The 22,622-nt window shown below is 61.3% G+C and carries 24 protein-coding genes; 11 read left to right on the top strand and 13 right to left on the bottom strand.

Translation table 11 applies throughout. The features are described from left to right. Positions 1 to 5 precede the first annotated feature (5 nt). Both AC4PS7_RS04300 and AC4PS7_RS04295 read right to left on the bottom strand, forming a co-directional pair. Positions 6 to 782 carry a class II glutamine amidotransferase gene (locus tag AC4PS7_RS04300; protein ID WP_010212112.1) on the bottom strand — a complete coding sequence of 259 codons (777 nt, stop codon included), beginning with the start codon at positions 780 to 782 and terminating at the stop codon, positions 6 to 8. Positions 783 to 812: 30 nt separating this feature from the next. Beyond that, a complete protein-coding gene (locus AC4PS7_RS04295) occupies positions 813 to 1,349 on the bottom strand; it encodes a hypothetical protein (RefSeq protein ID WP_010212114.1) in 537 nt (178 codons plus the stop codon). 25 nt (positions 1,350 to 1,374) lie between these two features. Here AC4PS7_RS04295 and AC4PS7_RS04290 point away from each other — a divergent pair, with 25 nt between their 5' ends. Further along, positions 1,375 to 3,417: a S9 family peptidase gene (locus tag AC4PS7_RS04290; protein ID WP_021491002.1), complete on the top strand. Its 2,043-nt coding sequence runs from the start codon at positions 1,375 to 1,377 to the stop codon at positions 3,415 to 3,417. A gap of 68 nt (positions 3,418 to 3,485) precedes the next feature. Next, complete coding sequence (locus AC4PS7_RS04285) at positions 3,486 to 3,971, top strand: cyclic nucleotide-binding domain-containing protein (protein ID WP_021491003.1); 486 nt, start codon at positions 3,486 to 3,488, stop codon at positions 3,969 to 3,971. On the opposite strand, the gene AC4PS7_RS04280 is transcribed toward AC4PS7_RS04285, so the two are convergent. Then, a complete protein-coding gene (locus AC4PS7_RS04280) occupies positions 3,968 to 4,243 on the bottom strand; it encodes a hypothetical protein (RefSeq protein WP_010212119.1) in 276 nt (91 codons plus the stop codon). The two genes, AC4PS7_RS04285 and AC4PS7_RS04280, sit on opposite strands and share 4 nt — an antisense overlap. A 78-nt stretch (positions 4,244 to 4,321) precedes the next feature. On the opposite strand from AC4PS7_RS04280, the gene AC4PS7_RS04275 reads away from it, so the two are divergent. Beyond that, positions 4,322 to 5,008: a spermine/spermidine synthase domain-containing protein gene (locus tag AC4PS7_RS04275; RefSeq protein WP_010212120.1), complete on the top strand. Its 687-nt coding sequence runs from the start codon at positions 4,322 to 4,324 to the stop codon at positions 5,006 to 5,008. Between the two features lie 119 nt (positions 5,009 to 5,127). Here the strand turns inward: AC4PS7_RS04275 and AC4PS7_RS04270 are convergent, their stop codons facing one another. After that, positions 5,128 to 6,048 (bottom strand): ParB/Srx family N-terminal domain-containing protein, encoded by a 921-nt coding sequence (locus AC4PS7_RS04270; protein ID WP_010212121.1) that lies wholly within the window; start codon positions 6,046 to 6,048, stop codon positions 5,128 to 5,130. Between the two features lie 98 nt (positions 6,049 to 6,146). On the opposite strand from AC4PS7_RS04270, the gene AC4PS7_RS04265 reads away from it, so the two are divergent. The 3 genes from AC4PS7_RS04265 to AC4PS7_RS04255 all read left to right on the top strand — a co-directional run bounded on the left by AC4PS7_RS04265 (position 6,147) and on the right by AC4PS7_RS04255 (position 7,577). Next, positions 6,147 to 6,521, top strand: a complete 375-nt coding sequence (locus tag AC4PS7_RS04265; protein ID WP_010212122.1) for a YajD family HNH nuclease — start codon at positions 6,147 to 6,149, stop codon at positions 6,519 to 6,521. Positions 6,522 to 6,690: 169 nt separating this feature from the next. Then, positions 6,691 to 7,158 (top strand): RNA methyltransferase, encoded by a 468-nt coding sequence (locus tag AC4PS7_RS04260; protein WP_010212123.1) that lies wholly within the window; start codon positions 6,691 to 6,693, stop codon positions 7,156 to 7,158. A 68-nt stretch (positions 7,159 to 7,226) separates the two neighbouring features. Next, the gene (locus AC4PS7_RS04255) at positions 7,227 to 7,577 is read left to right on the top strand and encodes a YgaP family membrane protein (RefSeq protein WP_021491006.1); all 351 of its coding nucleotides are present in this window, start codon (positions 7,227 to 7,229) and stop codon (positions 7,575 to 7,577) included. Between the two features lie 43 nt (positions 7,578 to 7,620). Here the strand turns inward: AC4PS7_RS04255 and AC4PS7_RS04250 are convergent, their stop codons facing one another. Together AC4PS7_RS04250 and AC4PS7_RS04245 are read right to left on the bottom strand one after the other, a co-directional pair. Next, entirely contained in the window at positions 7,621 to 8,841 is a 1,221-nt protein-coding gene (locus tag AC4PS7_RS04250; RefSeq protein WP_492179111.1) for a hypothetical protein, read from the bottom strand. 12 nt (positions 8,842 to 8,853) lie between these two features. Continuing rightward, entirely contained in the window at positions 8,854 to 9,303 is a 450-nt protein-coding gene (locus AC4PS7_RS04245) for a YcgN family cysteine cluster protein (protein WP_003172524.1), read from the bottom strand. A 154-nt stretch (positions 9,304 to 9,457) separates the two neighbouring features. On the opposite strand from AC4PS7_RS04245, the gene AC4PS7_RS04240 reads away from it, so the two are divergent. Then, the gene (locus tag AC4PS7_RS04240) at positions 9,458 to 10,042 is read left to right on the top strand and encodes a nitroreductase family protein (protein ID WP_010212129.1); all 585 of its coding nucleotides are present in this window, start codon (positions 9,458 to 9,460) and stop codon (positions 10,040 to 10,042) included. Between the two features lie 68 nt (positions 10,043 to 10,110). Here AC4PS7_RS04240 and AC4PS7_RS04235 read toward each other — a convergent pair whose 3' ends face one another. The 6 genes from AC4PS7_RS04235 to AC4PS7_RS04210 form a co-directional block, all read right to left on the bottom strand. Next, positions 10,111 to 13,620, bottom strand: coding sequence for an OspG family effector kinase (locus AC4PS7_RS04235; protein WP_492179108.1), 3,510 nt, complete (start codon positions 13,618 to 13,620; stop codon positions 10,111 to 10,113). A 164-nt stretch (positions 13,621 to 13,784) separates the two neighbouring features. After that, a complete protein-coding gene (locus AC4PS7_RS04230) occupies positions 13,785 to 14,717 on the bottom strand; it encodes a D-2-hydroxyacid dehydrogenase (protein WP_010212132.1) in 933 nt (310 codons plus the stop codon). Between the two features lie 107 nt (positions 14,718 to 14,824). Further along, positions 14,825 to 15,118 carry a YcgL domain-containing protein gene (locus AC4PS7_RS04225; protein ID WP_010212133.1) on the bottom strand — a complete coding sequence of 98 codons (294 nt, stop codon included), beginning with the start codon at positions 15,116 to 15,118 and terminating at the stop codon, positions 14,825 to 14,827. Beyond that, complete coding sequence (gene rnd, locus AC4PS7_RS04220; protein WP_154973179.1) at positions 15,115 to 16,248, bottom strand: ribonuclease D; 1,134 nt, start codon at positions 16,246 to 16,248, stop codon at positions 15,115 to 15,117. The genes AC4PS7_RS04225 and rnd overlap by 4 nt, the downstream gene beginning before the upstream one ends. Before the next feature lie 122 nt (positions 16,249 to 16,370). Then, complete coding sequence (locus tag AC4PS7_RS04215; RefSeq protein ID WP_010212136.1) at positions 16,371 to 16,970, bottom strand: class I SAM-dependent methyltransferase; 600 nt, start codon at positions 16,968 to 16,970, stop codon at positions 16,371 to 16,373. A 100-nt stretch (positions 16,971 to 17,070) separates the two neighbouring features. Then, positions 17,071 to 18,441, bottom strand: a complete 1,371-nt coding sequence (locus AC4PS7_RS04210; RefSeq protein ID WP_010212138.1) for a glutamine synthetase family protein — start codon at positions 18,439 to 18,441, stop codon at positions 17,071 to 17,073. 343 nt (positions 18,442 to 18,784) lie between these two features. Here AC4PS7_RS04210 and AC4PS7_RS04205 point away from each other — a divergent pair, with 343 nt between their 5' ends. Then, positions 18,785 to 19,558, top strand: coding sequence for a transporter substrate-binding domain-containing protein (locus AC4PS7_RS04205; protein ID WP_010212140.1), 774 nt, complete (start codon positions 18,785 to 18,787; stop codon positions 19,556 to 19,558). On the opposite strand, the gene cynR is transcribed toward AC4PS7_RS04205, so the two are convergent. Then, entirely contained in the window at positions 19,533 to 20,399 is an 867-nt protein-coding gene (gene cynR / locus AC4PS7_RS04200) for a transcriptional regulator CynR (RefSeq protein WP_010212142.1), read from the bottom strand. The genes AC4PS7_RS04205 and cynR overlap by 26 nt on opposite strands. Positions 20,400 to 20,511: 112 nt before the next feature. Here cynR and AC4PS7_RS04195 point away from each other — a divergent pair, with 112 nt between their 5' ends. The 3 genes from AC4PS7_RS04195 to AC4PS7_RS04185 are packed head-to-tail and all read left to right on the top strand — an operon-like array spanning position 20,512 to position 22,539. Next, positions 20,512 to 21,144 (top strand): carbonic anhydrase, encoded by a 633-nt coding sequence (locus AC4PS7_RS04195; protein WP_010212144.1) that lies wholly within the window; start codon positions 20,512 to 20,514, stop codon positions 21,142 to 21,144. A 30-nt stretch (positions 21,145 to 21,174) separates the two neighbouring features. Next, positions 21,175 to 21,645, top strand: a complete 471-nt coding sequence (gene cynS / locus AC4PS7_RS04190) for a cyanase (protein WP_010212145.1) — start codon at positions 21,175 to 21,177, stop codon at positions 21,643 to 21,645. Positions 21,646 to 21,699: 54 nt separating this feature from the next. Then, positions 21,700 to 22,539, top strand: a complete 840-nt coding sequence (locus AC4PS7_RS04185) for a cache domain-containing protein (RefSeq protein ID WP_010212147.1) — start codon at positions 21,700 to 21,702, stop codon at positions 22,537 to 22,539. Positions 22,540 to 22,622 lie beyond the last annotated feature (83 nt).

Raw genomic sequence — 22,622 nt, 5'->3', positions numbered from 1 at the left:
TATCCTTACTCGGTGATGCCCTGGCTGACGCATTCACCGCGTCGCCACAGGCTCCATTGGCCCGGTTCGTAGCGGGTCCAGTTTTCGTTATCGGTCAAAGGTTCGGTGGCAATCACGGTCACCACGTCATTAGGCGTGGTTTCGGCCTGAAAATCGACGATCACGTCGACATCTTTCAAGCGTGCCGGACCAAACGGGGCGCGACGGGTGATCTGGGCCAATTTGGTCGAGCAATAGCAAAACAGCCAGTCGCCGTCGCTGAGCAGGCAGTTGAACACACCTTTGCTGCGGTATTCGGCACAGGCGGCGATCAGGTCCGGCAGGACGTCTTCAATGTCCACCGGCTCAGGGAAGGCTTCGCGCACACGGTTGAGCAAATCGCAGAAGGCCGCTTCGCTGTCGGTATCGCCCACCGGGCGGTAGAAAGTGGCGCGTGGGGTGAAGTCGGCCAGTTGGCCGTTGTGGGCAAAGCACCAGTTACGGCCCCACAGTTCGCGAACGAACGGGTGAGTGTTGGCCAAACTGACCTTGCCGACGTTGGCCTGGCGGATATGACCAATCACCACTTCACTTTTGATCGGGTAACGCTGCACCAGCAGCGCGACTTCCGATTCACTGCTGGCGGCCGGGTCCTGGAACAGGCGCAGGCCACGGCCTTCGTAGAAGGCGATGCCCCAACCGTCACGGTGCGGACCGGTGCGCCCACCGCGCTGCATCAGCCCGGTGAAGCTGAACACGATATCGGTGGGGACGTTGGCACTCATGCCCAATAATTCACACATGCCAGGGCTCTCGCAGCAGGGCGGACAACGTTAAAGGCGCGGTTCGACGCGCATACCGCTCACCGGCGCAGGACGCCGCATAGGCACGTCATCGTCATCTTGATCCGGCTCGGCGGCCAGGGCGGCATCAGCAGCGGCCTTGCGCTCACGGCGGGCGTTGGCGGCCCGTTCGATGGGCCAGCGGATCAGGGCAAACACCAGGTACACGCCAAAGGCGATCATGGTGTACATGAACAGATCGGAAATGGCCCGCCAGGCGTTGTTGCCGACCTTGAGCACCAGGTCCAGGGCCGTGATCGCCACGGCCGGCGCGAACTGGGTCTTGACCGGGTCGACAATGGTCGGGCTGAAGAGCAGCACCGCCATCAGCAATAGCAGCGGCTCGCGCAGCCAGCGCCAGATCCAGCGGGTCATGCGCCACCACACCAACAGGCAGCCCAAAGCGGCGAAGGCGTAAAGGCCCCAAGCGATCAGATAGTCGTTCTCGGTCATGGTGTCCATGGCAAGGTTGGCAAACAGGCGGCTATGATAACGGCTTTTGCGTGTCGCGGCTGCAATGCCTGCCACCGTCCGCCCGATAGAGAATAATCCCATGCCCGTATCGACCGCTCCGATTGCCCGCAAGGCCCAAGGCCCAGACCCGTACGCCTGGCTGCAAGTGCGCGACAGTGCTGAGGTGCTCGATTACCTCAAGGCTGAAAACGCCTGGCAGGAAGCCCAGCTCGCCGACCAGGCAGCGCTGCGCGAAACCCTGTTCGAGGAGATCAAGGGCCGCATTCTCGAAACCGATCTGTCGTTGCCTTCGCCGTGGGGCCCGTATTTGTATTACACCCGCACCACCGCCGGTGACGAATACGCCCGCCACTACCGCTGCCGTCGCCCGGCCGACGACAGCAACCAGGTGGATGACAGCAGCGAAGAATTGCTGCTGGACCCGAACGAGCTAGCCAATGGTGGCTTCTTCTCCCTTGGCGCGTTCAGCATCAGCCCCGACCACCAGCGCCTGGCCTACAGCCTCGATACCAGCGGTGAAGAGATCTACACCCTCTACGTGAAGGAATTGGCCACCGGTAAAGTCAGCGAACTGGAGTTTGAACACTGCGACGGCAGCATGACCTGGGCCAACGACAGCCTGACCCTGTTCTTCGGCGAGCTGGACGACACCCACCGCCCGCACAAACTGTATCGCTATCGCCTGGACGGCACGGCAGCGCAGGAAGTGTTCCATGAGCCGGACGGACGCTTCTTCCTGCATTGCTACCGTTCCAGCTCCGAGCGCCAGCTGCTGCTGTCACTGGGCAGCAAGACCACCAGCGAAGTCTGGGCCCTGGACGCCGATCAGCCGCAGCTGGACTTTACGTGCCTGGCGCCACGGGTCGAGGACCACGAATACGATGTCGATCACGGCCAGCTGAATGGCGCGTGGACCTGGTTTATCCGCAGCAACCGCGATGGCATCAACTACGCTCTGTTCGTGGCGACCGACATTGGCGATGTGCCGACCGAAGCTGAGTGGCAGAACCTGATCCCCCACAGCGACGAGGTGATGCTCGACGGCGTGAGCCTCAACACCCACGCCATGACCCTGAGCCTGCGCATCGGTGGGCTGCCGGTGATCGAAGTGCATCCACAGGGCTTGCCGGCCTATCGCGTGGAATTACCTGACGCCGCCTACAGCCTCTACGTACAGAACAGCCTGGAGTTTGTCAGCGACAAGATCCGCCTGCGCTATGAAGCCCTGAACCGCCCGGCCCAGGTTCGTCAGTTGGAACTGGCCAGCGGCGCGCAACAGGTGCTCAAGGAAACCCCGGTACTCGGCGTGTTCAACGCCGACGATTACGTGAGCCAACGGCTGTGGGCCACCTCGGCGGATGGCACCCAGGTGCCGATCAGCCTGGTGGTCAAGCGCGACCAGTTGGGTAAAGCCACGCCACTGTATCTGTACGGCTATGGCGCCTACGGTTCGAGCCTGGACCCGTGGTTCTCCCACGCACGCCTGAGCCTGCTGGAGCGTGGCGTGGCGTTTGCCATTGCCCACGTGCGTGGCGGCGGGGAGTTGGGTGAAGCCTGGTACCGCAATGGCAAGCAGGCGCACAAACAGAACACGTTCAGTGACTTTATCGCCTGTGCCGAACACCTGATCGCCGAGGGTCTGACCACCTCCAAGCAACTGGCCATCAGCGGCGGCAGTGCCGGTGGCCTGTTGATCGGCGCGGTGCTCAATCAGCGCCCTGAGCTGTTCCAGGCGGCGATTGCCGAAGTGCCCTTCGTCGACGTGCTCAACACCATGCTCGACCCGGAACTGCCGTTGACCATCACCGAGTACGACGAGTGGGGCAACCCTGAAGAGCCGGACGTCTACGCACGCATCAAGGCCTATGCGCCCTACGAAAACGTTCGCGCCCAGGGCTACCCGCACCTGCTGGTGATCGCCGGCTACAACGACAGCCGCGTGCAATATTGGGAAGCCGCCAAGTGGGTGGCCAAGTTGCGCGACACCAAGACCGACGACAACCTTCTGTTGCTCAAGACCGAACTGGGCGCCGGCCACGGTGGCATGAGCGGTCGTTACCAGGGATTACGTGACGTAGCACTCGAATATGGCTTTGTGTTCAAGGCGCTGGGGCTGGTTTAAGGAACTTAGCGGGGCGGTTCTGTCTGAACACAGGACTGCCTACTGATTGATGGATCAAGATTGCTGCCATGGCATTACCGACACTCATGAGTTCTTCTTTACAAACCGAAATCCGCGACATGCTTATGGATTGCGGCCTGTTCGACCCGCTGTTGCCGGAAGACTTTCATGTCGCCGCCGGCTATTTCAATATCAGCAGCATTGCCCGCGATGAGGTGATTTTCCTTGAGGGCGATGCCGGCACCTTCATGTGCATCCTCCACAGCGGCCAGGTGGCGGTGCAGAAAACCAACCACGAAGGTCAGCGCCTGACCATCGCGACCCTGCGCAGCGGCCGGGCCTTTGGCGAGATGGCCGTACTCGACGGCGAGCGGCGTTCCGCCAGTTGCGTAGCGGCCAGTGACTGCGTGCTGCTGAACCTGGGCAAGGACTCCCTGGAAAAGATGCTCAACGAGGCGCCCAGGGTCGCCGCCAAGATCATCCGCGCGATAGCTATCGCCCTGTCCAAGCGCCTGCGCATGGCCGACGGGCAATTACTCTCGCAACAGATCTAACCGCCAGGCGTCTTCGGCTTGCTGTCATTTTGCAGGCCCGGCACCGTCTGGTCCTTGGGTGGCGTTGGCAGCACGATAGGCACCAAGGGTGGCGAGCCATTGGTCTTGGGCACGGCGGGCGGGGTGACTTGCGGGTATAACGTCGGCGTCGGAGTGCCCGGCGCGCCTGGGGTTGGGGCGGGCGCGACCGGTACGGTTTGCAACTCCTGAGCCTGCGCCGCACCTGAGGCGAGCGCGCTCAACACAATGACCGTTAGAATGCTGCACTTCATCGATGGCTCCATGGCCTGACCGGAATATCGTAAGGCTACTCCCAACCGCGCAAGAATGCCCTTCCCAATGAGATTCCCATGAAACGTTTCGTTCTGCTGGACACCACCCCGATCCCCGATAACGGCGGTGCCTTGTGCCTGTTCGAATACGGTGAAGATTTCGTCATCAAGATCCAGGGCGGCGACGGTGGCCAGTTGATGAACACGCGCATGCACGGCTCTGAAGATGCGCTGGCGGAAATCCCCTGCCGCAAAGTCGCTGGGCGCCCCGGCTCACGGGTATTGATTGGTGGCTTGGGCATGGGCTTTACCCTGGCGTCAGCCCTCAAGCACTTGGGCAAGAGCGCTGAAGTGGTCGTCGCAGAACTGGTGCCGGGCGTCGTGGAATGGAACCGGGGGCCGCTGGGCGAAAAATCCGGCCGACCGTTGCTGGACCCGCGCACGGTGATCCGCATGGAAGACGTGGCCAAGGTGCTGCAAGCCGAGCCCCAGGGCTTTGACGCAATCATGCTGGACGTGGACAACGGCCCCGAAGGCCTCACGCAAAAGGCCAACAGTTGGCTCTACTCGGCCGCTGGCCTGGCCGCCTGCGCCAAGGCCCTGCGCCCCAAAGGCGTGCTGGCCGTGTGGTCAGCCAGCGCCGACAAGCTGTTCAGCGACAAACTGCGCAAGGCCGGTTTCAAGGCCGAGGAAGTGCAGGTGTTTGCCCACGGCAACAAGGGCACACGGCACACCATCTGGATTGCGGAGAAGCTCAAGGGCTGATCACACTGCAGGTCTAATGTGGGAGCGGGCTTGCTCGCGAATGCGGTGTGTCATTCAGCACATCAGTGACTGAAACACCGCATTCGCCAGCAAGCCCGCTCCCACATTGTTGATCTGCGCTATTGTTGGGAATTACGGTAATCGATCACGTACGGCACTTTTTTGTCGAACGTTTTCTCCAATTCATCGCGGTCCAGCGTCGTCATGCCGCCCAGTTGATGGGCGGTGAAACCGCTGTCGCCGACCGGTGAGCCCGGGGCCAGGCTGACCATGCGCTTGGCGACGGCTTCTATCGCGTCCTTGTAGCCAGCCTTCTTGTTCAGGTTGTACTTGCCCAGATCAATTTGCGTGCGCAGCCAGTTGCCCCAATAGAACTCCAGGAACTCCGGCGCGATCTCGCCAGCATCAGGTTTGCCATACGCGGCCTTGCGGGTGAAATACACCAGGCTGCGGAAGGTGTCGTCCTGCAGGTTCTTGAAGCCCAGGTGCGCCGGCAACTGCTCGGGCGGCAGGGTCTGGCCCTGATTGTCCTTGAGCCAGACCTTGCGCGCGGCCTCCATGCGCTGCCAGAAGTTGGCCATGGTCGGGCTGTTGCTGAAGTCGTCGGTGACCCTAACCCACATGTTCAGGCGAGGTCCGCCGCCGGGCGCTTCCCACAAGGTGGTGAAGCTGTGGTGACCGTCGGTCAGGTACAACTGGCCGCCGGGGCCGACTACCACGGTTTTCATGTCGTCAGGATGAGTGCCCACCGGATCCTTGCAGGTGAAGCTCGCCGGCTTTTGCAGGTCCGCGCCCTTGGGCACGTTGTCGGCCTCGCCCTGGCCGTTGGTTTCGCAGTATTCATCGAAGACCTTGTTGGGTTTATCGGCGAACAGGCCAAGGCTGTAGTAGATCTGATCGAAACCCACCACGGCCTGGGTCGGGTGCAATTGCTCCAGGGCCACCTCGATCACCTGACCGGGCTGAGGGGTAGAGAACGCTTGGGCTTGGGCCGTGAGCCCACACAGCAACAGTGCAACAGTCCATGAATGCAGACGCATGAGTTTCAGATCCTTATCGATAAAGTGAAGCGGTTATTTGCAACGCGAGCGGCTAGAATCAACCCTATCCGTGAACCATCAAATAGCCAGGAGCCATGATGAGCTCGACCAACCCGCCCTCCCACACCGCCAAGCTGGATCGCATCCTTGCCGATGCCCAGCGCGACCGGGAAATGGGCTACCGCGACAAAGCCTTGAAGATGTACCCCCACGTGTGCGGCCGCTGCGCCCGTGAGTTCTCCGGCAAACGCCTGAGTGAGCTGACCGTACACCACCGCAACCACAATCATGATGACAATCCCCAGGACGGTTCCAACTGGGAGTTGCTGTGCCTGTATTGCCACGACAACGAACACTCGCGCTATACCGACCAGCAATACTTCGGCGACGGCTCCACCAGCAGCCCGACGATTGCCAAGGCCACGCATAATCCGTTTGCGGCGTTGGCCGGTCTGATGAAGAAGGACGACTGAAGGCCTTCGTCGGCTGTAACGGCCTCATCGCAGGCAAGCCAGCTCCCACACTTTTGGTCTGTGAACACATTCAAATGTGAGAGCGGGCTTGCTCGCGAAGGCGATCGGCCAACCACGGCATCACTCCAAGGCCGTATAATCGCCGTTTTCCTCCAAGGCACCCTTCCCCGTGGGCAATAAACGCTACAGCTGCATCGGTCTGTATAACCCCAAATCCCCCGAAAACGTCGGTTCGGTCATGCGTGCCGCCGGCTGCTACGGCGTGGCCTCGGTGTTTTACACCGGCGTGCGTTACGAGCGCGCGCGGGACTTCATCACCGACACCAAGAAGGTCCACCACGACATTCCGCTGATCGGCATCGATGACCTGAAAAAGATCCTGCCCCTGGGCTGCATCCCCGTCGCCGTGGAGCTGGTGGAAGGCGCTCGCCCCCTGCCCGAATACACCCACCCTGACCGCGCGCTGTACATCTTCGGCCCGGAAGACGGCTCCCTCGACAAAGAGATCCGCGACTGGTGCGAAGACGTGATCTACATCCCGACCACCGGCTGCATGAACCTCGCCGCCACCGTCAACGTGGTGCTCTATGACCGCTTGGCCAAGGGCAACAACACCCGTTCGGGCCCCAAATACTGATATTTTCGGAACATCCGGCACCTGCGGGCAGTCAGCTATTTATCACTAGCCCTCGTTGGAGACAGATCATGAGCGACAGCAAAACCTTGCGACCTATCATCGAGCACACCCCGTTTGAAACGCAGCCGCAGCAAAACGTGCACGGCTGGGAGCGCATCGGCTCGGTGGCCGGTGGCGTGATGATGGTGGGCAAAGGCCTGCGCCGTGGCGGGATTTTCGGCTTGATCCAGGTGGCGATCGGCGGTGTGGCGCTGGTGCGGGGTGTCACCGGGCACAGTTCGCTCAAGGACAAGCTGGCGCAAGGTCGTCAGGAGATGAACACCGTGCGGACGAAGATCGAACGTGCCGGGGCAGAGCTACAGAACTTGAAGACCAAGGCGGAAGTGGCGGCTGAGAAGGCGGTTAAAACCTCAGTCTGATCTTCCATGTGATGGAGATCAAACTGTGGGAGCGGGCTTAGGATCAGCGCAGCAGTTTGGAATCCAGCACCACTGAGGGCTCGCCGATAATGCTCTCGGCCAGCTGCACGAACTCCGCGGTGGTGATGCGGTTGGCCCGCATCACCGCTTGCGCGAGGTCATCCAGCGACCGTTTGTTGTGAGTCTTCACTCGGATCTCGCGGTCCAGTTCCTGCAACACCACCACCGCCCGTGACACCGTCGCGCCACTGACGTGCTCACCGCGCAGGCTGGTCACGCCCTTACCTTCCTTTGCCAATCGCGCCTGTATTGCCTGATAGCGCTCGTCGGTGATGCCACCGGCCCGACGCACCAGTTCAATGGCGTAATACTCGGCCAGTCCTTCGCTGATCCAGTCACTGGTGTCGTGGTCATTGAAGCGCCCGATCGCCTGTACCACTTCGCGTAACAACGGGCTGCTGCCGTTTTCGCTGACCAGCGGCGTGCGGCTGTTGAGGTAGATCGAGTCCCGCGCCGAGAACGCGCCACGGCGCATCGGGTCGCTGGCGCCCACCACCAGCAGCTTGGTCGGATGCCGTGGGAAAGCCGCCCCCACTTGGGGCCAAACGAATGTCAGCAACGTCAACACATCCATCCGGCGCATGGCCTGGCCCTTGGGCGAAGCCACGGTCACTTCCGTCTCGCCCAAACGCACACGGCGGCTACCGAGGTTGCCGGCGAGCATCCAGCCGGTGGGCCGGTCGAACAGGCGGGAGACGTTGTCGATACGGAATGTGTTCTTGCCGATGCGCGGCCAGGCGGTTTCGATGCTTTTCCAGCCGGCCGGCAGTTCGAAGACCAGGCGTGAGACCAATTCAACGCCGTCCTGCTGATCGAGGCGCGCGGTCGGCACCAGGTCTTCACCGCGAAACAGCGCCCAGCTCGGCGTCATCCGCGCTTCATAGATACCGGCCTTGCGCGCATGGGTGAGGCGTACGCGGTAGGTCAGGCTGGCTTTGTCGGCGCTGGGTTGCCATAGGCCGCGATGTTCGGTGATGCTCCACTGGCCGTCAGCCTTGAAATCGCTGTAGTCACCGTCGGAGCCAAGGTCGAAGTTCAAACTGCGCACCGCCGAACCCTTGGACAGGCTCACCCGCACTTCGGCCTGATCACTCAGGGGTAAGAGTTTGACGTGATAATCCAGGTCGACTTTCTTTGCGCACCATGCAGACGTGCTCAGCGTCAGCAACACCATAGATGCTGCCAACTTGATTGCCCCCCTCATACACACTCCTTCTCAGCCCGCGCGGAAAATCAGGTAGTCCTCCCAGTCATCCTCCGGCACGCTGCCTTCGCTGAGCATGCGCCCGGACTGGGAAATGCGTTCGTGGTGCACGGCATCGCGGTCGCCGCAGACCAGGTGGTGCCACAGTGGCAGGTCCTTGCGTTCGCTGACCAGGCGATAACCACAGGTGGGCGGCAACCATTTGAACTGGTCGGCCTGACCCGGCGTGAGCTGGATGCAGTCAGGCACCGATGCACGACGGTTGGGGTAGTCGGTGCATTGGCAGGTTTTCAGGTCGAGCAGTTTGCAGGCGATCCGCGTGTAATAGACGCTGTTGTCGTCTTCGTCCTCGAGCTTTTGCAGGCAGCACAGGCCACAGCCGTCGCACAACGACTCCCACTCCTCCTGGTCGAGGTGCTCAAGGGTTTTGCGTATCCAGAAAGGTTCGACTTTGGCGGCCATGGCTCTGCATCGGTATCGGTTGGTGAAAAGGCCGCCAGTCTAGTGCCCAAGGCCTCTGGGGCCAAGCGCTTACGACTGGCGGTGTCACAACACTTGTCAGTCTAGTGGCCGCGCAGTAGCTTTGAGCGCCGAATTGACGATCAGGAACTGCTCCATGACACGTGTTGCCGACTATCCGATCCACACCCAATTCACCGACCGCTGGTCGCCCCGTGCCTTCACCGGCGAGAGCATCTCCCAGGAAACCCTGCTGAGTTTCTTCGAAGCCGCGCGCTGGGCGCCGTCCGCCTACAACTCGCAGCCATGGCGCTTTCTCTACGCCCGCCGCGACACGCCGGATTGGGAGCGTTTCCTGGGTTTGCTGAATGAATTCAACCGTGGCTGGGCGCAACACGCGTCGGCCCTGGTGATCATCGCCTCGAAAACCGACTTCACTGCCCCCGGCGCCAGCGAAGAAACCCCGGCCCTGTGGCACACCTTCGACACGGGCTCGGCCTGGGGCCATCTGGCGCTGCAGGCCAGTCTGAGCGGCTGGCACACCCACGGCATGGCCGGTTTCGATCAGGAACTGACCCGCAAAGAGCTGAAAATCCCGCAAGGTTATGCGCTGCATGCCGCCGTGGCCGTGGGCAAGCTGGGCGATAAGTCGACCCTGCCTGAATACCTGCAAGGTCGCGAAACACCCAGCCCGCGCAAGCCGTTGAGCGAGCTGGTTTGCGAGGGCGATTTCAGCCTCTGAGGCCGATGGAACTGACAGTGAGTTGCCAGGCGATGGCAACTCACTGAGGGGTTATTGCATCCAATGGCTCACGGCGCTTTAGCGACAAGTGCCGCATATTGCCTGAGTAACCTCTGCTTCTTCCTTTCATAGTCCTGCATCAAGAACGAGACCATGAACTCAGAGGACAACGCGTCCATATCCACCGGGTAAATTTTATTGTCGTTCGCGCTGTACATGAAGTTTTTCAACTGTAAATCGTTGTGGTAAATATCCTTCGCCTCCATCTCTGCGAACGTATCTGCCAGCAGTGAGCGGGCTTCAGGCGGTAAACTGTTCTTGTTGATGTGCGCAAGGTCCAACCCTTCGATCCTGCCCATGACCAGATACCTGCGACCGTCCTCGACGACTGTGCGTGCAAACCCATCGCCGTAGTATTTATTCAAGTATTGAACGTCGGATAATTCGATGTTATCCGAGGGCGTGTATCGCGTCGGTCCTAAATCCTTATAGGCGCGCTTCCCATCAAGACTGGCGTAGACGACGCCCTCGCCCCCTCTGCCAATCACCGGCCCGCAGTCTGCCTTGATCGACGTTGGAGCACCGCCCTGGAGTCCCAAGCGTCGCCATTGATCACCCTGGACATGCTCGACCAGCAACCCGGTTTGTCGGTTGTTGTGATAGACCCGGGCCTGTACTTTTCCGTCGGCTGTACGCGCCACTTGCCGTACTTCGTAAAGGGCGGTTTGGCCACTGCCGTCGGTATGGCGGATATGCGACAGGTGGCCGTCAGCAGCGACATATACGCCCTGACTGTTGCGTGAGAGCCCGGTAATTCTTGACCGAGGCACGCTGAATTGACGAAACATCCCATTGCTCAGTTCGCCCTCGGGTACGGTCGGCAAGTGGGTAATCTTGCCATCCACCGCGCGGACCCCGGGAGCGAAGTCGTGAATAGGTCGGTCGTAGGGGCGCATGGTTTGCGTATCCAGGGCGTACCATTTGCGCCTGTGCTGCACGGCAACGCCCTCAACATTCTCGCCCGCCACCTTGAAGACCCCGATGGCCGCGTCCCCATGCTGCTTGCTAACGGCCTTGAGCAGGTCATAACCGCCGGCCGTGCCCCTGAGCACATTGAACTGGCGGACCAGATAACGGCCACCGCCAACCGCCATCCTGCCGCCCCCCACCAGCAGCTCGCCGATGCCACTCAAGGGGTTAAATGCCTCAACGACCTTTGCGCCGATAAACCTCGCAGCCTTGGCCGCCTGACTCGCCGTTGAAAGCCCTTTGCCCAGCACCTTGCCTGCCTGCGCAGCCTTGCCCGCGCCTAAGGTGACCAAGCCCACGACGTCTAGGGCCAGGTCGAAGAGGCCCTGGCCGACATTGCCATGTTTAAAGTTGACGATGGCCGAACGCAATGGGATCAGGCTGCGAAAAAACTCAGCAATCGCCTCATTCCGGGCACTGTCCTGGTCAAACGAGGTCATGCCCCTGGCCTCGTTCAACAGGTCATCGTTCTTCAGGTCGAGGGACTTCACGAATACGTCGGCGATAGCATGACTGCGCTCGGAGTTGAAGCTGTCAGGCGGCTGCGTACCTTCAGGCTGGGCCAGGAACCGCCGGGCGGGCTTATCGTTGCCAGGTTCAAACAGCACGGTACGAGAGAGGATGTTAGCGTCGCGCTCTTCCATTTTGTCGGCGGTATAGGGTTCAGTGCGGCGACGTTTCAGGAAGTTCTGTTTTTCAATAGAGCCTTGGCGCGTATCGATCAGGTAGATATCCACCTGACCATTAGTTTGCGTCGCTTTCACCTCCAGCGTATGCCCTCGGACGTGCAGAGCAGGCGGGGTAAATAAATCACCGGCAATTTTGTATTGGTGGGTGTGGAAGAACTCCAGCTTGCCGAACTCCAGGTTCTTGCGGTCTTCCAAGGGCAATGTCGAAATCAGGTGCCTGACCAGGCCTTGCTGGCCCTCGCCTTGCGCTTGTATAGCGCTGTCGTAGGCTGTCTTGAACGGGATGGCGACCCCTAGTTTGCCGGCCCAATACAGATTACAGAACTTATCGACGGGGAGGCGTTTGTCATTGGATACCCAATGATCTTCAGGCCCCAGCGTTCCCCCTTCCATGACGATATCCAGCATCGAACGCATGCCGGGATAAACACCGGGCCGCCCTTCCTTTAACCTCGCCTTCTGAATGTTCTTCACTTCGAACAAGCGGGGGTCCAGCTCGGGGAATGCCGCTTGAAGTTGCGCAATGCCCATCGCTGAACGACTGGGGATTGCGGTTTGCAGCGCGTCGCTGGTGTTCTTCAGTGAACTCAGGTGACTGTTGAATGCAGTCCTCACACGCTCCATGGCACTCGCCGAGGGTGCCTCTTCGGTATCGATGAGCAGTCCATTGACGGTGCCCCAGTCCTTGAGTGCCTGATAGTCGATCTGTTGGCAGAGCTCTTCGTCGACAGGGAGCGTCTCGGCGCCCAGCAAAATCTCGGCGTACCCCATGCCCAGTGTTCGGCCCGGGGTTTGCGCTTCGATCCTGGCCACTGCCATCGCCAGTTGAGCCCAGAGCACGCTGCCATAGGTCACACTCGCCGGAATGTCTTTGACCAGATACTCAGGTGCCGTCCTGGCCAACAACAGATAGGCCGCCAGAGGGGCGGTTTGTGCGTTGGCCCGGCCTTTTTCAACCAGGTGTTTACCCAACCCCTCAATGACCACCGCAGCCGGTTGCCCCCAATGCTGGCTGCGCGCCAGATCATACCCGGCGACGCTGTTGCGAGCCGGATCAGCCTGACTTTCGGGGTCAAGACCCAGATGGATGGCGGTCAACACATAGTCGTTGTTGGCCACACCCGTCGGGATACCCTCCAGCCTCGACTGGATCGCCTGCCCCAGGGCCTGGGCCTTGGGTGAACCGAGCAGTTTTTCCATCGCGACGATAGGCGTTTTCAAGTTTGCCTCGGACACCGCGCTGCCGCTCATCAAATACCCCAGGGCGCCCTTCTCACGCTCCGCCAACGGCAGGCCGGGCAAACCGCTGGCGTTGCTTTGAAGCAGGGCAAGCACAGCCTCCTGGTCGTTGCTGGCCATGGGCTGCGGCCAGGACAGCGCGCCACTGAGGTTGCCCAGGGGATGGACCTGCGCCTGCAGGACGCTCGAATCTTTCAGCGTTACCAGCGCTTCGAGGGTTTTCGGTACCTGCAGGCCGCAGCCAAGCAGGTAGTCCTCAAGGCTGACCATGCGGTTCTCAGGCAGAGTCGGGCCTGGCCACGTGGAGTCTTCGCACACAAACAGTGTTGTACTTTTAAGATGCGACGCCAGCGCCGTTTCCATCCGCGTCCGGGCCTTGGATGCCGACTCATCGGGAACGAGCTGCTGAGTGAGGTCTTGAATAAGACGCTGGAGTGATTGCGCCAGGGCAAGCTGGTTACAGCGGTCTCCCAACGCTTTCTGCAATGCCGATGAAGGCTTGGGTACAGGGGCGTCGGTTGCCGCTGTCCCCCCTTGGCGCTGCAAGGCAACGGGCGGGGCGGCGCTATTGGGAAGCGCCAATGGCTGGGTATAAACAACGGGCGAATTCAGAGTGGTCATGTTGTTAGCTGTCCTTAGTCAAGAAGATGTCCTACAAAGTGCGCGCGTCAGCGTTCTTTGCCATCTCTGCGTGGAGCCCCTTGAAAAAAGGTTCCATCTTGACTGTCAGACGGTATGTACATGACCCAAGGTAAACGAGTGCGCCCGGCGGGCGGGCGCTGCCGTCAGTAACCGCGCTCGAAATCCACTTCCCCGCGCAGTGCTTGCTTGGCCTGATACGCCCGCAGGTTTTGCACAAACAGCTCGACCATCAACTCCGGCGACGTCGGCGCCGAGCTGTGGCCAGTCAGCAACAGCCCCCAAGCGGTCCAGAACGGATGGCGCTGCGGCAACGGCTCCTGACGGCAGACGTCGATCACCGCGCCCGCCAAATGGCCCTCTTTCAACGCCTCGACCAGGTCGGCATCCACCACCGCCACCCCGCGCCCGACGTTGATGAACAAGCCGGTCGGCTTGAATTGCTTGAACAGCGCCGCGTCGTACAGATCATGGGTACTTGGCGTGTTGGGCAGCAGGTTGATCACGTAGTCCACCTCCCCCACCATCCGGCCCAACTGGTCGAGCCCGGCCACTTCGATAAACGGCGCCTGCTCGCGTGCGGTGCTGGCGATGCCGTACAGCTTCACGCCGAACGGCACCAGGAACTCGGCCACACGTTGGCCGATATCGCCGGTGCCGACGATCAGCGCCTTGCGCCCCGCCAGGCTCTGGCCCATGCGGTTGTCCCATTTGCGCTCGACCTGGCTGACCAGCCGCGCCAAGACCTCGCGCTCATGGCCGAGCATGTAGGTGAGGACAAACTCGGCCATGACCTGGCCAAAGATGCCGACTGCACGGGTCAGGCGATAGTCACGGGGCAAGCCTTCAGCCAGCAACGGCGTGATGCCGGCCCAGGTCGATTGCAGCCATTGCGGGCGATGGCCTTGGCGCAGCAGCGTCGCCAACAGGTCCGGCTGGCCCAGCCAGACCGGGCAATCGGCGGCCAGGCGCGACAGTTCGGCCGAGTCGCCGCTGGTCAGCACTTCAAGGTCCGGTGCCGCTTCGCCGAGCAATTGGGCGTAGAGCGGGTGATCCTGTTCAGCAATCAGAACACGCATGCATAAAACCTTTCAAAAACAGTACGGACGGCCGCCCGCATCCTTACGGCCACCGCCCACTTATACGATTCCATTGAAGCAAGTGCCCCGGACGGAGCACCGGTCGATCACATCGGGTCGTTGCGGCGCAGCAGCTCTTCGGGCAAGTGTTCGATGTACTCGTCCTCGGGGGGCGGCATTTGCAGGTGGTAACCCTGCTTGTCGAGGTTTTCCAGCACCTGCACGATGTCTTCCTGTTGCAGCTTGCGCTCAGGCGTAAGCACCAGGTTGAACGCGTGTACCGGCTTGCCGAATACGCTGAGCAGGCCTTCAGGCACACGCTCAAGGGCGTCGCTTTTCAGGACATAAAGGTACATGCCGGCGCGTTTAGGGCTGCGGTAGATGGAGCAGATACGTTTCAAGGCTGTTCTCCGGCGGAGGCCAGGCTGTCGAGCAGCGCCTGGCCCATCAACTCGCGGCGCCAGCCACGCAACGAGTCTGGCAATTGATAAGGACCATCGGGGTAGCCACTTTTGACCAGGGCTTCGAGGGTTTTCTTGCGTAGCATCAGTTCCGGCGCCATCTCCAGGCGTTCGGCTTCAGCCTGGCCAATGGCGCGCAGTTGCTTGATCAGTACAGCGGCATCCACCGGCAACGGTTCGGCAACGGCGGGCGGCCATTGGTCCATCGGTACGCTGCCGGCACGCTTGATCAGGTCGAGCAGGAACTGGCCGTCCTGACGCACGGTACGCGGGTGCATGTCTTCGATCTTGCCCAGGGCGGCGAGGTTATCCGGCTGGGATTTGGCCAGCGGCCATAACGAGTGCTCACGAATGATGCGGTTGCGCGGCAGGTCACGGGCGCGGGCCTGCTGCTCGCGCCAGGCGCACAGTTCACGCAGCACGGCGAGCTGGGCGCGCGACAGTTTCCACGCCAGCTTGGCGTCGCGGTACACCTCGTAGGGGTCGACTTCGCGGCGCAGGTTGGCGACCAACTCCGCACCGTCTTCCAACACCCAGGCGTACTTGTCGTCCGACAGCTGCGGGCGCAAACGCGTGTAGACCTCGGCCAAGTGCACCGCGTCTTCGGCGGCATAGCTGACTTGCGTCTCCGACAATGGCCGCTGCAGCCAGTCCGAACGGGTCTCGCCCTTGGGCAGCTCGATATCCAGCACGGCTTGCACCAGGCGCGAGTAGCCCATGGAGAAACCGAGGTTCAGATAGGCGGCGGCCAATTGAGTGTCGAACAACGGCACTGGCAGGCTGCCGGTCAAGCGCAGCAACACTTCCAGGTCTTCACTGCAGGCATGCACCACCTTGATCACCGCCGGGTTCTCCAGCAAGGCGGCCAAGGGTTGCCAGTTGTCGATGGTCAGGGGATCGATCAGGTAAGCGCTTACGCCATCACCAATCTGGATCAGCCCGGCAATGGGATAAAAGGTATCGACCCGCATGAATTCGGTGTCGAGGGCGACGAATGGCAACTGCTGCCATTCGGCGCAATGCTGGCCGAGGCTATCGTTGTCGCAGATCCAGTGAATATCGATGGCCACACGGCTCTCCCTTGAAGAATGGCGCGCAGTATATATCGCGAAAGGGGCTAGCGAGCATCCGCAGTGCACAGGCGACCATGAAAACTCAGACAAGAGATGAAGAATAGTCCGACAGGCGGGAGTTATCCTCTCTTACGTAACACGTAAACCCGCCACAGGCTTGAGCCCGGCATGAATTCCTGGTGATGCAGGACCTTGAAACCCGCCTGGCGGAACTCGTCCTCTACGGCGGTACGGGAATTGACCGAGACAATCACCGTGTCACGGCTGACCCGGTGGAACTCGCGCAGCAGGGCCAATCGCCCTTCGCTGCTGGGCACATGGCGAAACAATTCCAGGCAGAAAATGCAATCCACCGCATTTGCCGACAACCCGATGGTAAACGCCGAGCCGTGGAAGGTCTTGACCCGCTTGAGTAGGGACGCCGGGTGGTGGGTGCGGGCGTGGTCGAGCATGCTCTGGGAGTTGTCGGACGCCAGGATCACCCGGTTGATGTGTTCGGCCAGCACCGGCCAGAAGCGTCCCGAGCCACAGGCCAGGTCCAGCACCAACCCAGGCTCACCGGCGACTTTCAGCGCGTGGCGCACCAGCCACTCGTCGCGCCACGATGCCAGTCGCTGCCGCAGCCTTGGCGGGCGTGTATCGCCGCAGACCCTGGCGTGCTCGCGGTCACAGCGTTCGGCGTATTCAATCTCGATGGAGGATGGTGGTTGTGGCGACATCGCAGGCTCATGTGGCTGAAACGGTAGTGAACGACCTTGATTCGCAGCTTAACCACTGCGATGTCAAAAAAAGGTCGAAGCATTCACCACCGCAGCCCGATCACGCCTGATGCAGATACCAACGCCAGTCCTGCGCTCCCACCTCGCCCATGAACTGGCGGTATTCAGCGCGCTTGACCGCCAGGTACACGTCCAGGAATTCAGTGCCAAATGCTTCTCGCGCCCAGCTCGAACCTTCCAGGGCGCGTAACGTGGTGAGCCAGTCGGTAGGCAGCAACGCTGTGGCCTGGGCGTAGCCGTTGCCTTCTACTGGAGCGCCGGGGTCGCGCTGTTCGCGGATGCCGCGATGGATACCGGCCAGAATCGCAGCAGCAGCCAGATAGGGGTTGGCGTCGGCGCCGCAGATACGGTGTTCGATATGCCGGGAGTTCGCCGGCCCGCCCGGCACGCGCAGGCTGACGGTGCGGTTGTCGACGCCCCAGGTGGCGGCCAGCGGCGCATAGCTGTTGGTCTGGAAGCGGCGGTAGGAGTTGGCGTTGGGGCAAAACATCAGCAGTGAATCGAGCAAGGTGCTGAGCATGCCGCCCACCGCCTGGCGCAACAGCGGCGTGCCATCGGTGGCTTCGCTGGCGAACAGGTTATTGCCCTGGGCATCCGCCAGGCTCACGTGCATGTGCATGCCGGTGCCGGCCAGGTCGTCGAACGGCTTGGCCATGAAGCAGGCGGTCATCCCGTGTTGATGCGCCACGCCTTTGACCAGGCGCTTGTAGCGCACAGCTTCGTCCATGGCTTGCAGCGCGTCGGAGCGGTGCTCAAGGGTAATTTCCACCTGGCCCGGCGCGTACTCGGAAATCGCCGTGCGCGCCGGGATGCCCTGCAGTTTGCAGGCGCTGTAGAGGTCGGCGAGGAAGGGTTCGATCTGCTCCAATTCGCGCAGGCCGTAAACCTGGGTCGAACGTGGGCGGCCGCCGTCCACATCCCGCGCCGGTTGCGGGCGGCCGTTGCTGTCGGGCTTCTGGTCGAGCAGATAGAACTCCAGCTCCGCCGCCATCACCGGGTAATAACCGTCGGCCTTGAGCGCGTCGATCACCTTGGCCAGCAAATGCCGGGGATCGGCGACGGTGGCGGGCAGGCCTTCAGTCAGGTGCATGCTGACTTGCACGGCCGCCGTCGGAATCAGGCGCCACGGCATGCGCTGCAAACTGCCGCTGATCGGGTAGGCGCGGCAGTCGATATCGCCCACCTCCCACACCAGACCGGAGTTTTCCACGTCATCGCCATTGATGGTCAGGCCAAGGATGGTGCTGGGCAAAGGCCGGCCACTTTCGTATACCGCCAGCAACTCATCGCGGTGCAGCAACTTGCCGCGTGGCACGCCATTGTTGTCGAGGATAAACAGCTCGAACATCTCGATGTCCGGGTTTTGCTCAAGGAAGGATTGGGCTTCGTGCAGGCAGGCAAAAACACTCATGGGCATTCTCATACGTAGGGGGCCGGCAGGCGCGCAGGTGCGCGCCATCGAGGGGATGGATCAACGTAGGAATACGGTATCTGGTGGGCGTGCGTGTCGGCAGTGGAACAAGGCCCAGAACGCGAGATCGGACGGCAGTGTCGCGGTGTGTGTGTCGGAGGAGCCGTCCATGCGGGAATCACAGTGCTAGAGATAACCGCCAGCGTCACACGCCTGCACAGGTGATTAAATTCAGGGTTGACGGAGTTTGGTTGCAACTTGGCTAAACATTCGCCACACCTTGCCACGTCGCCCAACGCTGGAAATAATGAGCCCCCCGCCCAAGCCCCAAGGACTCGACCGCATGAAAGCGCCTTTCGCCCTCTGTGTACTGGCAAGTTTGGCAACCAGCGCCCTGGCGGACACCACGCCTTCGCACCTTGACCAGGTGTTGCAGCGCGGCACGCTGACCGTGTGTACCACCGGCGACTACAAGCCCTACACCTCGCTGCGCGCCGATGGCAGCTATGAAGGCATCGACATCACCATGGCCGAGTCCCTGGCCAAGAGCCTCAACGCAAAAATCCAATGGGTGCCCACCACCTGGAAAACCCTGATGCCGGACTTTCTGGCCCAGCGCTGTGACATTGCCGTGGGCGGGATTTCGGTGTCGCTGGAGCGCCAGAAAAAAGCCTTCTTCAGCCAATCCCTGGGCGTCGACGGCAAGATCCCGTTGGTCCGCTGTGCCGACGTGCAGCGTTACCAGACCGTCGACCAGATCAACCAGCCCCAGGTACGCGTGATCGAACCGGCCGGCGGCACCAATGAAGTGTTCGCCCGCGCCCACTTGGGCCAGGCGCAGATCCGCCTGCATGACAACGTGACCATCTTCGACGAACTGCTGGCGGGCAAGGCCGATGTGATGATCACCGACGCCAGCGAGGCGCGTTACCAGCAAAAGCTCAAGCCAGGGCTGTGTGCGGTCAACCCCGAGCGGCAGATGCAGTACAGCGAAAAAGCCTTCTTGTTGCCGCGTGATGATGTGGCCTGGAAAAACTACGTCGACCAATGGCTGCACCTGAGCCAGGCCACGGGAGCCTATGACGCTATCGTCAGCCAGTGGCTGGCCACGCCTTGATCAATGCCACAAACGCACGGCACGCGGCACTGCGATAGGCGCCCTTGCGGCTCAGCAGTGCCACGGTGCGTTGGGGCAACGCCGGGCTGATTGCCACCGCGTTTAACCCTGGCTGGGCCTGGGCGATTGCGCTGGGCAGGAGGGTCGCCAGCGCCGTGCTGCGCACGATTTCGATGATCGCGCTGATGGAGTTGGCCTCCATTGCAATCACAGGGTTTATCCCTTGGGTACGACAGTAGTCATCGATGTAGCGCCGGGTCGCAAAGCCCTGGTTCAACAACACCAGTGGTTGCGTCAGCCACTGCCGGCTGTCCAACCCCGGATGGTTTGCGCCGACCACCCCACTCAGCGTTTCCACAAACAGCCCTTCGCACTCGATGTCCGGCAGATGCTCGCCGGTAAAACCAATGCCGATATCCAGCGCGTCTTCCGCCAGGGCGGTTTCCATGCGGTCCTGGGTCAACTCCTCGATGCTGACCGTAATCCCCGGATGCCGCTGGTTGAACTGGGCCAGCAACGGCCCGACCAGGTAGGCGGTAAACGTCGGCGTCATTGCCAGGCGCAGGTTGCCCCGGCTCAAGTCCTGCACGTCATGCATGGCACGGGTGCCGGCCTGCAGGTCCTGCAAGGCCAGTCGCGCAAAACGGACATAGGTCTCGCCGGCATCGGTCAGGCGGACACTGCGCCCGGAGCGGTCCAGCAGCGGTGCACCCAGGGTGTCTTCCAACTGCTTGATCTGCTGCGACAAGGTCGGCTGTGACACATGCAGCGCCTCGGCGGCGCGGGTGAAGTTGCGGTGTTCGGCCACCGCCAGCAGGTAACGGATATGGCGCAGCAGCATCGAAGCCCCCAACTATAGGCATGACCAATAGCAACCATCATAAACCGGTCTTGGACGCTATAACTTAAAACTTCCATCCTTGCCCCCATCAGCGACGCAAGGAGAACCTCCCATGCAACATCTCATCGACGGCTTCCGTAAATTCCAGGCCGAAGCCTTTGGCCAACGCAGCGACTTGTTCAAGCACCTGGCCACCACCCAAACCCCCGGCACGCTGTTTGTGTCCTGCTCTGACAGCCGCGTCGTCCCCGAGCTGCTGACCCAGCAGGAACCGGGCGACCTGTTCGTGATCCGCAATGCGGGCAATATCGTGCCGTCCTACGGCCCGGAGCCAGGCGGCGTATCGGCCACCGTCGAATACGCGGTGGCGGTACTGGGGGTCAGTGACATTGTGATCTGCGGCCATTCCGACTGCGGCGCGATGACTGCCATCTCCACCTGCAAATGCCTGGACCATCTGCCCGCCGTGGCCAATTGGCTGCGCCACGCCGAGTCGGCCAAGGTGATCAACGCCGCCCGCCAGCACGCATCGGACGCCGCCCGCCTGGATTCACTGGTGCGTGAAAACGTGATCGCCCAATTGGCCAATCTCAAAACCCACCCTTGCGTCGCCCTGGGCCTGGAACAAGGCCGGCTGAGGTTGCACGGCTGGGTGTACGACATCGAAACCGGCGCCATCGACGCCCTGGACAGCCGCAGCGGGCACTTCGTTTCGCTGCTCGGCCAGCCCACTCACGCTGCCTGATCCCCCTTTTCCAACCCAGAGGACCTCACCATGTTGCAATCCAACTTCTCACAAACCCCACGCCTGGCCCTGGCCGATACCGTTATCGACCTCAAGGCACGCAAGAACCTGTCCTGGCAGGACCTCACCGACGGCACCGGGCTGAGCCTGGCGTTCGTCACCGCCGCCCTGCTCGGCCAGCACCCGCTGCCCAAGGAGGCTGCAGACGTGGTCTGCGACAAGCTCGGCCTGGACCAGGATGCCAGCCGACTGCTGCAAAGCGTGCCCCTGCGCGGCAGCTTTCCCGGCGGCGTGCCAACGGACCCGACGATGTACCGCTTCTACGAAATGCTCCAGGTCTACGGCTCCACCCTCAAGGCACTGGTGCATGAGCAATTTGGCGACGGCATCATCAGTGCAATCAACTTCAAGCTGGACATCAAGAAGGTCGAGGACCCGGACGGCGGCTCCCGCGCGGTAATCACCCTGGACGGCAAGTACCTGCCGACCAAACCCTTCTGAGTCGCCCGCGACCGTCTACGCTCTTGTCACATCAACAAGAACGAGGGACGGGTAATGAAGGTATTGTTCCGACTCACCTGGCTGCTGCTGTTGTGTTTCAGCCAGGTGCACGCCACAACGACTCAGGATGAAGACGCCAAGGCGGCCAAGGCGCTGCTGGAAAAAGCCTTGGCCTACTACCACAGCAATGGCGACAAAGCGTTTGCCGCCTTCAGCCGACAGGGCGAATTCATCGACCACGACCGCTATGTGTTCGTGGTCGACACCCAAGGCGTGCTGCTGGCCAGCGGTGGCCCCTCCTCCGCCTTGATCGGCCGTGATGTGTCCGAAGTGCTGGGGCCGGATTTGCGCCAATCCTTCAAGGATGCGCTCAAGGTGTCGGAAGATCAGGGCATCCAGCAGGCCGACTATCGCTGGCAGAATTGGAACGATGGCAAGGTTGAACACAAGCATGTGTTCTATCAGCGCGTGGGCGAACGCATCCTCGCGGTAGGTTATTACCTGCCAAGGGCCACGCCGGAACAGGCCCGGGCCCTGCGCGACAAGGCCGCGACGGCCTTGCTCAAGGATGAAACCGGCACGCTCAAGGCGATCAACTCACTGCAGGGCGGTTTCCTGCAGGATGACCTCTATGTGTTCGTGGTGGATCTCGATACCCAGCGCTATGTGGCCCATGGCACCAACCTGCGCCTGGTCAACACCGACTTCAGCAAGATCAAGGACCCGGACGGCAAGCCGGTGGGCGAGCCGATCCTCAAGTTGATGGCCGAGCAGCACCAGGGCGAATACACATACCGCTGGAAAAATCCGGTCACCGACAAGGTCGAGAACAAGCATGCGTATATGCGCAAGGCCGGGCATTTCATGGTGGCGGTCGGGTATTACAGTCCGTAATAAGGAGTGCAATGCTATTCATTGCAAGAGCTGGCTTGCCTGCGATGGCGGTTCATCAGTTACAGAGGTACTAACTGCCCCAC

Source organism: Pseudomonas sp. DW-iso3, from assembly GCF_058725305.1.
This window is presented reverse-complemented; position numbering and strand designations above follow the sequence as displayed.